Source organism: Gemmata algarum (genome assembly GCF_034097035.1).
Lineage (GTDB): Bacteria > Planctomycetota > Planctomycetia > Gemmatales > Gemmataceae > Gemmata > Gemmata algarum.
The window spans coordinates 18,018-27,716 of sequence record NZ_JAXBLV010000240.1 but is presented as its reverse complement, the minus strand read 5'-3'; the positions used below and the strand labels follow the sequence as shown (position 1 = coordinate 27,716).

The window sequence follows — 9,699 nt, the reverse complement described above, 5'->3', positions numbered from 1 at the left end:
GAACTTGTGCGGTCACGATGAAAAGCGGCGCGCTGATGCAGGCGGGCTGTACGGCCGGCAACGAGTTCCAAACTTGCAAACCTGGAACGACAGAAGCGTCATTGAAGAGTGGACGTTCAACGCAACGTTTAGTGCGTGTCCCGGCGTGTCGAGGTCAGCCGGCACCGATTTCGTCGCGTCTGCCTTCGACTCCCGAGCCCATAGTCTCGACCAGATCACCATAATTTACACTGCCACACTCCCCGGTACCCGAGGTGACCGTGATCGACCCACCTTACTTCGCGGTGATTTTCAGTTCGCACCGCCGCGCCGAACCCGGCGACGGCTACGGCGAAATGGCCGAACGGATGGAAGCGCTCGCGGCCCAGCAGCCCGGGTTCCTCGGGATCGAATCGGCGCGGGGTGGCGACGGGTTCGGAATCACCGTTTCGTACTGGGCCACCCGCGACGATGTGACCGCCTGGGGCCGGCACGCGGAGCACCTGCTGGCCCAGCGGTTCGGGCGTGAGAAGTGGTACCGGTCGTTTTCGCTGCGGGTGTGCCGCGTCGAGGCGGCGCGGAACTTTGCGACCGAATCAGGAACGTGAAGGCACACAAACGAAAACGGCCGGGCAAAACCCCGGCCGTCGCGACGGTCCGATTCGCTCGCTTAATAACGAAGGATCACGTCCATCGTTGCGGTGAACAGGTCCGACTTGCCCTCGAACGGGCGGCTCGTGTTGTTGTGGTCGTACCGCACGCCCGGCCGCAGGATCAGCGACCGCACCGGCGAGTACGCTAGGTTGTACGCCACGTCGGTGTACAGCCCCTTGAACCCGGTGCGCACGCCCTTGGTGTCCTCGAACAGTTCCACCCGCAGGTTGCTGGTGAGGTTGTCGCAGTGCTTATAGATCAGGTACTGGGCCGCCCCGTACCACGTCGCGGACCCGGTCCCGCCCGCCGGCAGCGGGGTGTTGTCCATGTGCGAGAACGTCGCGTCCGCCACGTAGGTCAGTTTGTCGGTCAGGTTGTGCGTGATTACGGCGTTGTACACGTTGTACAGCGGGAACGCTTGGTTCGTCTGGTAGTTGTTATCGTTCAGGACGACGTTGAACGCCGCGGTGGTCTTCCCGTCCTTCGGCGCCCACTTCAACTGACCCAGGTAGGTGAACCGGTTGGTCGGGTCGCCGAAGAAGTTGTCGGTGCCCACCGAGAACCCGTTCGACACGGTCCAGGTGTCGTTCAGCGGGGTGATGGCCCACACGCCGGAGTGGGTGAACGGGTTGTACTGGAACATGTACGACCGGCTCAGGAACGGGGTCTCGGCTCCCTGGACCAGTTCGTAACCGACGTGCGTGGCGAACCGACCGACGCGGACCGTCGAACCCTTCGGCCCGAGGTTCGGCATGAACGCCTCGGCGTACACCTGGAACAGGTCGATCGGGTGGTAGTTCGGCAGCGCGCCGTTGCGCCCGGCCGGCTTGAGCTGATCGTCCCACAACCCGCGGACGAGCGAGAACCGGGCGTCTGAGCCCGGCAGGATCCAGTCCGTCCGGAAGCCGAGCTGGAACTCGTCCTTGCTCGTGTCCACCTCTTTCGCGACGCGGAAGTAGTTCTGGTTGAACTGCCAGAAGTCTCCACGATCGTTGAACGTGATCGGCAGGTTGTTCCGGTTCGCGGTGCTGGCGGTGTAGTTGCCCTGAATCCACCCGTCGACCTTGATCCCCTTGTCGTCGAGCCACGACCCGAACCGGGTGGTCGAGAGCAACCGCTGGAGGGCGTAAGGCTCCGGGGCAGCCGGCTCGTCCTTCTTCTCTTCCTCCTTCGCGTCACCGTTACCGTTACCGCCGCCGTTCGTCGCGGGAGGCGTACCGGTCATGGGCTGCGTGGCCGGCATGGGCGCGGGCTGCGCGGTGGGTAGAGTCATCGGCGGCTGGCCGACCGACGCCGCGGTGAGCAAGAGTAGTGCGTTCATGTAATCCTTCCTTGGGCTGGACCGAAGCTCGCGTCAGTCATTCCCGGTTGCCCCTTGCGGCAGCCCTTCCTGAGCCGTCGTTCGGGTTGATTCGCGAACTTCCAGCGAGATTTCGAATCGACCAACAGTAACGGGAACTGACAGCGGAAGGGGTTAGTCGCAAAGAAATTGCTCTGAGCGTGTACCGGTTGTAACGGCTGTTCCGGTGAGGATTAGCGGTAACCCTAGTGATGGGCTAAAGCCTAAAGTTGAAAGAGCAGGCAGCGATGCACAAAAAGCAAGCAACAGCCTAAAGTTAGGGCACAAGGTCGCAAGCGTTCGAACTGCCGCAAAACCATATCAATTCGCCTCTTACGAACATTTTTCTGCTTTTCCACAATGCGGCACCAGGTCTGCCTTTGGGCACCCCTGTTCCTTCCTGTTTATCAGTTAGTGCCGGTGCTGAGAAACTGGCGCTTTCCCGCCGCGGTGTGCATAACCAAGGTGCGTAATGCAAGTTCGCCGTCTCCTGTTCGCGTCCCTCCTCTTCGCGGGTTGCTGTTGGCTGCCCAGTGCATGGGCACCCACCTCGGGGCGAGCGTTCGCACAAGAAGAGAATAAAAAGGCCACCAAGGCAAAGACTGATGACACCGAGACAGCCATCACAGAGCTGAAGAAGGCGCTGAAAGCAACAGAAAAGGAACTCGACGCCACCAAGAAGGCGATTGACGACCTGAAAACCAGCACGGCCGACACCAAGGCCGCCGCGACAAAAATTGCGACGCTCGAAAAGGAACTCGCGGCGGCGACCAAAACCTCCGCAGGCTTGAAGGCCGACCTCGCCAAACTCACCGCCGATGTCAATGCGGTCAAGGCCGTGAGTGGTGACGGTAAGGCCACAGCCGAGAAGCTCGTCGCGATTGAGAAGGGTGCGGACGAGAGTAAGAAAGCGGCCGAAGGCCTGAAAAAGGAAGCGGAAGATCTGAAAAAGGCGACCGAGAAAGGGTTCGCAGACGCAGGCACCGCAGCGACCACCGGTAAGGAGCGCGGTGATACGGCGTGGATGCTCGTTTCCAGTGCGTTCGTGTTGCTGATGGTGCCTGGGCTGGCGCTGTTCTACGGCGGTATGGTCCGTCGCAAGAACGTGCTGGCCACGATGATGCACAGCATGGCGGCCCTGGCGGTGGTGGGCGTGTTCTGGGTCACCATCGGGTACGCACTGGCGTTCGGGCCGTCGGTCTTCAAGATCAGTGCCCTCGGCGCAACAGACGGCGGACTGATCGGTTGGAGCTGGGATCTAGTACTCTTGAAAGGCATCGACGCCACCGCGAAGCTCCCGGGGTACGACATCCCGGTCTACCTGCACGTCATGTTCCAGGGCATGTTCGCGATCATTACCCCCGCCCTTATTAGTGGCGCCATCGCCGAGCGCATCCGGTTCTGGCCGTTCTGCCTCTTCATGCTGCTGTGGGTCACGTTCGTGTACTGCCCGCTGGCCCACATGGTGTGGGCGTGGGACTGGTTCGACAAGACGCTCCCGGCCGCGAAACAAGGTGCCAACGCAATCGGACTGCTGGGGAAGATGGGCGCGCTGGACTTCGCCGGCGGCACGGTCGTTCACATCGCCGCGGGTATGGCCGGGCTGGCGTGCTGCCTCGTGATCGGCAAGCGGGCCGGCTACCCGAAGCAGATCGCGCACCCGAACAGCATGGTGCTCACCTTGTTGGGCGCCGGGCTACTGTGGTTCGGTTGGTTCGGGTTCAACGGCGGCAGCTCGGTACGCGGGGACGCCCTTGCCGTGTCGGCGTTCGCCGCGACGCAGGCGGCGGCGGCGGCGGCGGGGCTCGCCTGGATGCTGGTGGAGTGGATCCACAAGGGCAAGCCGACGGCGCTGGGGCTGGCGTCGGGCATCGTCGCCGGGTTGGTGGCGGTCACGCCGGCAAGCGGGTACGTGTACATGTGGGGCGCGGCGCTGATCGGCGTGGCAGCGGCGGTGATTTGCTACATCGCGGTTGCGCTGAAGAACGTACTCGGTTACGACGACTCGCTCGACGCGTTCGGCGTCCACGGGGTCGGCGGGTTCGTCGGTGCGGTGCTGACCGGTCTGTGCTGCTCGCAGCTCGTTCAGAGCGGCAGCGCCGACGGGTTACTCGCCTACCCGGTCCACCGCGCCCGGTATGAAGCGCTCACGAAAGACGAAGGGAAGCTCATCAAGGACGCGATCGCGGCCAAGGAAGCCGCCGAGAAGGCCGCGAAGGACAAGGAAGCCGCTCTGGAACCCGAGCTTAAACCCCTGACCGATGCCAAGGACGCGGCGGAGAAGGCGTTCAACGAAGCGACGCCCGGCAAGCGGGAAGCCCAGGCCGAAGCGTTCACAAAGGCGAAAGAGAACTGGCAGAAGAAGAACGACGAACTCACCGCAGTTCAGTACGAGGCCGGCGTGAAGGCCGACGAAGTGACCAAGCTGGAAGCCGAAAAGACGGCGCTCCAGCCGATCATCGATAAGCAGGACCTGGACGGCAAGTCGGCCGTGTCGCAACTCATTATCCAGACCAAGGCCGCGGTGGTCTCGGCGGTGTTCGCGTTCGTGCTAAGCGTAGTGCTCGTGATCGCCACGCAGGCGATCACGCTGGGCAACTTCAAGACCAGCGAGCGGAGCGAGGCCGAGGGCCTGGACCGCACCGAGCACGGTGAGGTCGGGTTCGACTTCTCGGGCGCGACGGAGTCGGTCACGGTGGCTTCCACCGAGCCCCGCGCGGCGTCCGCGCCGCGGGGCAACGGCCGGTTCGAGGTGCAGGTGGCCGGGGTCGATGCGAAGGAACTGATGGAGGTGTGGTCGCGGCTGTGCCAGCCGACCGACGGCGCCCCGGACAAAGACTTCATCGCGGTGTACCCTCACGTCACGACCGTTCGCGGCACCACGTTCCGGTGCCGCGACGGGAGCCCCGAGGCGATCGCCAAGCGGCTCGCCTCACTGTTCACCCGCCACACCAAAAAGACGGTCACGGCGGCCAAAGTGTGAGTGCGCGTGCGAGCGTGAGTGAAAGGGAGCAAGGTGGCCCGCCACCGGCCCGTCACTCGCGCTCGTCCCCACCGCAGGTTCCACCCACATAAACACAACTATCCACACATGAAGCTTATTGTTGCGATCATCCGCCCCGAAAAGCTCGAAGACGTGCAAAAAGCGCTCGCGGAGCGCGACGTGTACCTGATGACCGTCAGTGATGTCCGCGGGTGCGGGCGGCAGCGCGGGTACACCGAGGTGTACCGCGCGACCGAGGTACAGATCCGGCTGATCCCGAAACTGAAGCTCGAGATCGCCGTTAACGAGGCGTTCGTCGAGGCGACCGTCGAGGCGATCGTTCACGCGGCCCGCACCGGCGACACGGGCACCATCGGCGACGGCAAAATCTTCGTGCTGCCGCTCGAAGACTGCGTCCGCATCCGCACCGGCGAGCGCGGCTCCGAAGCCATCGGCCCATGAGTGCCGGCCCGGCGCCGACCTCAAAACCGGCAACGGCCTCGGGGCGACAGATCCATCGTTACGACCGTGCCGTTCCGAATGCGCCGGTCAAGAGCAGTTGTAGGGCCGCGCGAACCCATCAAGTTCGCGCGGCCTTACCCGCATCGCTTGCACATCCCACCTAGACCATCCAGAATTCCGTCATCACGCTCCGGCGCCCCGCGCGGGGTGCTCTTCCCCGCTGTCGGCTGGCCGTGAACGACATCGTCCGCGAGTTCCTGGTTGAGAGCCACGAGAGCCTCGCGCAACTCGACCGTGACCTCGTCACCCTGGAGCGCGAGCCCGGGGACCGGGAAACGCTCGCGCGGGTGTTCCGCACGGTCCACACGGTGAAAGGCAGCGCGGGGTTCCTCGGGTTAACGAAGCTGGAAGCCGTGAGCCACGCGGGCGAGAGTGTGCTCAGCCGCGTGCGGTCCGGTGACCTCGAATTCACCCCCGAAATCGCCACCGCTCTGCTCGGCACCGTCGACGCGGTGCGTCACGTGCTCGCCGCACTCGAAGCAAGTGGGGGCACGAGCGAGGGCGGAGGCGATTTTTCCGCAACGATCCAGACGGCCGAACGGCTCCTGCCGCCCCGGCGCACCGCCCCCGGTCCCACCCCCTCTCCCGCCAGTTCGGCGAGCGGAGCACCTGCGCCCCCCCCGAAGCCGCGCCCCGCGGACGTAGCCGCCCCCCGCACGTCCGCCGTGTCGGACTCGAACGTGCGGGTGGACGTGAAGTTGCTCGACCACCTCATGACGCTCGTCGGCGAGTTGGTGCTGGCGCGGAACCAACTCGTTCAGTCGCCGGGGCCGCACGAGGACCCGGGGTTCCCCGGCACGGTCCAGCGGCTCGACCTGATCACCACCGAACTGCAACAGGGGGTGATGAAGACCCGGATGCAGCCGGTCGCGAACGTGTGGGCCAAGTTGCCGCGCGTCGTTCGCGACCTCGCGGCGGCGTGCGGCAAGCAGGTGCGGCTCGACATGGAGGGTACCGACACCGAACTCGACCGCACCATCGTGGAGGCCGTCCGGGACCCGCTGACGCACCTGGTCCGTAACGCCGTCGATCACGGGATCGAACCGCCCGAGGTGCGTGCCGCGCGCAGTAAGCCGGCGGAAGGGCAGTTGCTCCTCCGCGCGTACCAAGAGAGCGGAAAGGTGGTCATCGAGATCACCGACGACGGCGGCGGCATCGATCCGGCGCGGGTGCGCGACAAGGCCCTGGCGGCCCGGGCGGTCGCGCCCGAGGACGCGGCCCGGATGAGCGACGCCGAGTTGCTCGACCTCATCTTCCTGCCCGGGCTATCCACCGCCGGCGCGGTCACCCGCCTCTCCGGCCGCGGCGTCGGGATGGACGTGGTGCGCACGCACGTCGAGCGGATCGGCGGGCTCGTCGAGGTCAACAGCCGGCTCGGGCACGGCACGACGGTGCGGCTACGAATCCCGCTGACGATGGCGATCATCCCGGCGCTGGTGGTGTCCGCCGCGGGCGATCGGTACGCGATCCCACAAGTGAACCTGTTAGAACTGGTGCGACTGGAAGGCGCACACTTGGCGCACGCGGTCGAGTCCCTTCACGGCGCCCCGGTGTACCGGCTCCGTGGTGCGCTGCTGCCCTTGGTCGATCTCGCCCACGAGCTGCGGGTCGGTCACAAATCCGGCCGCGACGAGTTGAACGTCGTTGTGCTCCAGGCGGACGACCGCCGGTTCGGCTTGGTGGTGGAGCACATCCACGACACCGAGGAGATCGTGGTCAAGCCGCTCCAGCCGCAACTGAAAAGCACCGGGGTGTTCTCGGGCGCCACGATTATGGGTGACGGACGGGTGGCGCTGATTCTTGACGTGATCGGCTTGGCGCAGCGGGCTCATGTGCTGCGGGGTGCCCGAGAGCGCGCCCGAGATGAACCGGCCCCACAAGCCCCCCAAGAACAGCGCCAGTCGGTTCTGTTGTTCGACGCGCCGGACGGCTCGCGGCTCGCAGCCCCCACCGAGCGGGTCGCGCGGATCGAGGAACTGCCGGCCGCGGCGGTCGAATCGGTGGGCGGCCGGGATCTGGTACAGTACCGCGGCACCGTCCTGCCGCTGATCCACCTCGGCCCACGCCCGGCCCCCGCCGCCGTCATGCCGGTGGTGGTGTTCGCCGGGCCTTCCGATCCGGTGGGCGTGGTTGTGGGCCGCATCGTTGACATCGTTGACGACGAGCTGGCCGTCCGCTCCCGCGCCACCCGCCCGGGAGTGCTCTTCAACGCCGTCGTGGACGGCCGGATTACTGAGGTTCTCGACGTGGACGCGCTGACCCGCGGCGCCGCATCCGGTTTCGTGGCCGTGCCCCGAAGCGGCGGAGGGGCGTCATGAGCGACGAGGTACAGCTCTGCACGTTCCTCCTGGCCGGCCACCTCTTCGGCGTCGATGTGAACCACGTCCACGAGGTGCTCTTGCACCAGCCGATGGCACCGGTGCCGCTCGCCCACCCGGTGGTGCGCGGGCTCATCAACCTGCGCGGGAAAGTCGTCACCGCGCTGGACCTGCGACGCCGGCTTGAGCTGCCCGAGCGCCCGGCCGGACTCCCGCCGATGAACGTCGTGGTGGGCACGGCCGACGGCCCGGTGAGCCTCTTGGTGGACGAAATCGGCGACATCCTGACCGCACCCGCCGGCGCGTTCGAGCGCCCGCCGGGCACCCTCGGCGGCCCAGCGGGCGAACTGGTCCACGGGGTGTACAAGCTCGACGGCCGGTTGTTACTGGTTCTCGACACGACTCGCGCCGTCACCCTTCCGACTCACGGCCCGAACGAGGAGCCCCACTGATGGCCACCGAACCGAAAAAGCGCGCCCGGTCCGCCCCCCGTGCCGCCGCCCCGCCCCGCGCCGCAACCGCCCCGGCCCGTGCCGCCGCGGGGCCGGGCGCCCGGGAACTCGCCGCCAAGCTCGCGGCCGTTGATCGGGCGCAGGCGGTCGCGGAGTTCGAGTTGGACGGCACGATCGTCGCCGCCAACGGCAACTTCCTTCGATCGATGGGGTACGAACTCGACGAGGTCGTCGGGCGGCACCACAGCATGTTCGTGCCGCCCGCGGGCCGCCAGTCGGCGGAGTACGTGCAACTGTGGGCCGCACTGCGGCGCGGCGAGTACCGGGCCGGTGAGTTCGAGCGGATCGGAAAGGGCGGGCGCGAGGTATGGGTGTTCGGCGCGTACGTGCCGCTCCTCGACGCCTCCGGGCGGCCGTACCGCGTCATGAAGTTCACCACCGACGTGACGGCGCGGGTGCTGTTCCAGCGGGCCGTTCATACCCTCATCGCGGAGGTGTCGCACAACGCCGGCGCGCTGACCGAAGCGTCGCAGCAGCTCACCAACGTGAGCCAGCAGATGGCGGCCAACGCGGAGGAGACGGCGACCCAGGCGAGCGTCGCCTCGGGGGCCGCGGAGCACGTCAGCGAGCACCTGAGCACCATCGCCACCGGCACCGAGCAGATGGGGGTGAGCATCCGGGAGATCGCCAAAAGCGCGAACGAGGCAGCCAAAGTCGCCACCGCCGCGGTTAAGGTCGCGGACCGGACCAACGCGACCATTTCCAAGCTGGGCGAGAGCAGCGCCGAGATCGGCAACGTGGTGAACGTAATCACCTCGATCGCGCAGCAGACCAAGCTGCTGGCGCTCAACGCCACCATCGAGGCCGCCCGGGCCGGGGAGGCGGGCAAGGGGTTCGCGGTGGTCGCCAACGAGGTCAAAGAGCTGGCGAAGCAAACGGCCCGTGCGACCGAAGACATCGGCCGTAAAATCGAAGCGATCCGGGGCGACACGAAGGGGGCCGTCGAGGCGATCGGACAGATCGGACGGGTCATCAACCAAATCAACGACATCCAGAACAGTATCGCGACGGCAGTTGAGGAGCAGACCGCTACCACGGGCGAGATGAGCCGCAACGTGGCGCAGGCGGCCCACGGGGGTAGCGAGATCGCGCTCAACATCACCGGCGTCGCACAGGCCGCCCGGAGCACGACCGAGGGGGCCAACGAGACCAAGTTAGCAGCCGACGAGCTGGCCCGCGTCGCGCAAGGGCTTCAGAAGCTGGTGGCACAGTTCAAGATGTGATTCCGAACTCATACCAAATCCGATTGATCCGTAACTGCCGGTCGGAGCGTGGCCCAGGTAAAGCATTACGCCCAGCGCCGGAGAGGGTTACGAATCAATCGGATTTGGTATCACTGGCCCTCGGAGCGGCCCACGCCCCTGTCCGTTGTGCGAGCGGATCACCAACTCA

7 protein-coding genes are annotated in these 9,699 nt (G+C 66.0%); 6 read left to right on the top strand and 1 reads right to left on the bottom strand.

Annotated elements, in window-relative coordinates:
- Positions 1-260 precede the first annotated feature (260 nt).
- The gene (locus tag R5W23_RS30605; RefSeq protein ID WP_320689659.1) at positions 261-587 is read left to right on the top strand and encodes an antibiotic biosynthesis monooxygenase family protein; all 327 of its coding nucleotides are present in this window, start codon (positions 261-263) and stop codon (positions 585-587) included.
- A gap of 62 nt (positions 588-649) precedes the next feature.
- Here R5W23_RS30605 and R5W23_RS30600 read toward each other — a convergent pair whose 3' ends face one another.
- Positions 650-1,954 (bottom strand): porin, encoded by a 1,305-nt coding sequence (locus R5W23_RS30600; protein WP_261187464.1) that lies wholly within the window; start codon positions 1,952-1,954, stop codon positions 650-652.
- Between the two features lie 490 nt (positions 1,955-2,444).
- Here R5W23_RS30600 and amt point away from each other — a divergent pair, with 490 nt between their 5' ends.
- The 5 genes from amt to R5W23_RS30575 all read left to right on the top strand — a co-directional run bounded on the left by amt (position 2,445) and on the right by R5W23_RS30575 (position 9,530).
- Positions 2,445-4,955, top strand: coding sequence for an ammonium transporter (amt, locus tag R5W23_RS30595; RefSeq protein WP_320689658.1), 2,511 nt, complete (start codon positions 2,445-2,447; stop codon positions 4,953-4,955).
- Positions 4,956-5,063: 108 nt separating this feature from the next.
- On the top strand, positions 5,064-5,417 hold the full coding sequence (locus tag R5W23_RS30590; protein ID WP_261187466.1) for a P-II family nitrogen regulator: 354 nt from the start codon (positions 5,064-5,066) through the stop codon (positions 5,415-5,417).
- 233 nt (positions 5,418-5,650) lie between these two features.
- Complete coding sequence (locus R5W23_RS30585; protein ID WP_320689657.1) at positions 5,651-7,795, top strand: chemotaxis protein CheA; 2,145 nt, start codon at positions 5,651-5,653, stop codon at positions 7,793-7,795.
- Complete coding sequence (locus R5W23_RS30580; protein ID WP_320689656.1) at positions 7,792-8,247, top strand: chemotaxis protein CheW; 456 nt, start codon at positions 7,792-7,794, stop codon at positions 8,245-8,247. Before R5W23_RS30585 ends, R5W23_RS30580 begins: the two co-directional genes overlap by 4 nt.
- Positions 8,247-9,530, top strand: a complete 1,284-nt coding sequence (locus R5W23_RS30575; protein ID WP_320689655.1) for a methyl-accepting chemotaxis protein — start codon at positions 8,247-8,249, stop codon at positions 9,528-9,530. Before R5W23_RS30580 ends, R5W23_RS30575 begins: the two co-directional genes overlap by 1 nt.
- Positions 9,531-9,699 lie beyond the last annotated feature (169 nt).

Bases quoted from the DNA above. Each gene is read 5' to 3' on its own strand.
- R5W23_RS30575 (WP_320689655.1), top strand. From the start codon at position 8,247: ATGGCCACCGAACCGAAAAAGCGCGCCCGGTCCGCCCCCCGTGCCGCC.
- R5W23_RS30590 (WP_261187466.1), top strand. From the start codon at position 5,064: ATGAAGCTTATTGTTGCGATCATCCGCCCCGAAAAGCTCGAAGACGTG.
- R5W23_RS30580 (WP_320689656.1), top strand. From the start codon at position 7,792: ATGAGCGACGAGGTACAGCTCTGCACGTTCCTCCTGGCCGGCCACCTC.
- R5W23_RS30600 (WP_261187464.1), bottom strand. From the start codon at position 1,954: ATGAACGCACTACTCTTGCTCACCGCGGCGTCGGTCGGCCAGCCGCCG.
- amt (WP_320689658.1), top strand. From the start codon at position 2,445: ATGCAAGTTCGCCGTCTCCTGTTCGCGTCCCTCCTCTTCGCGGGTTGC.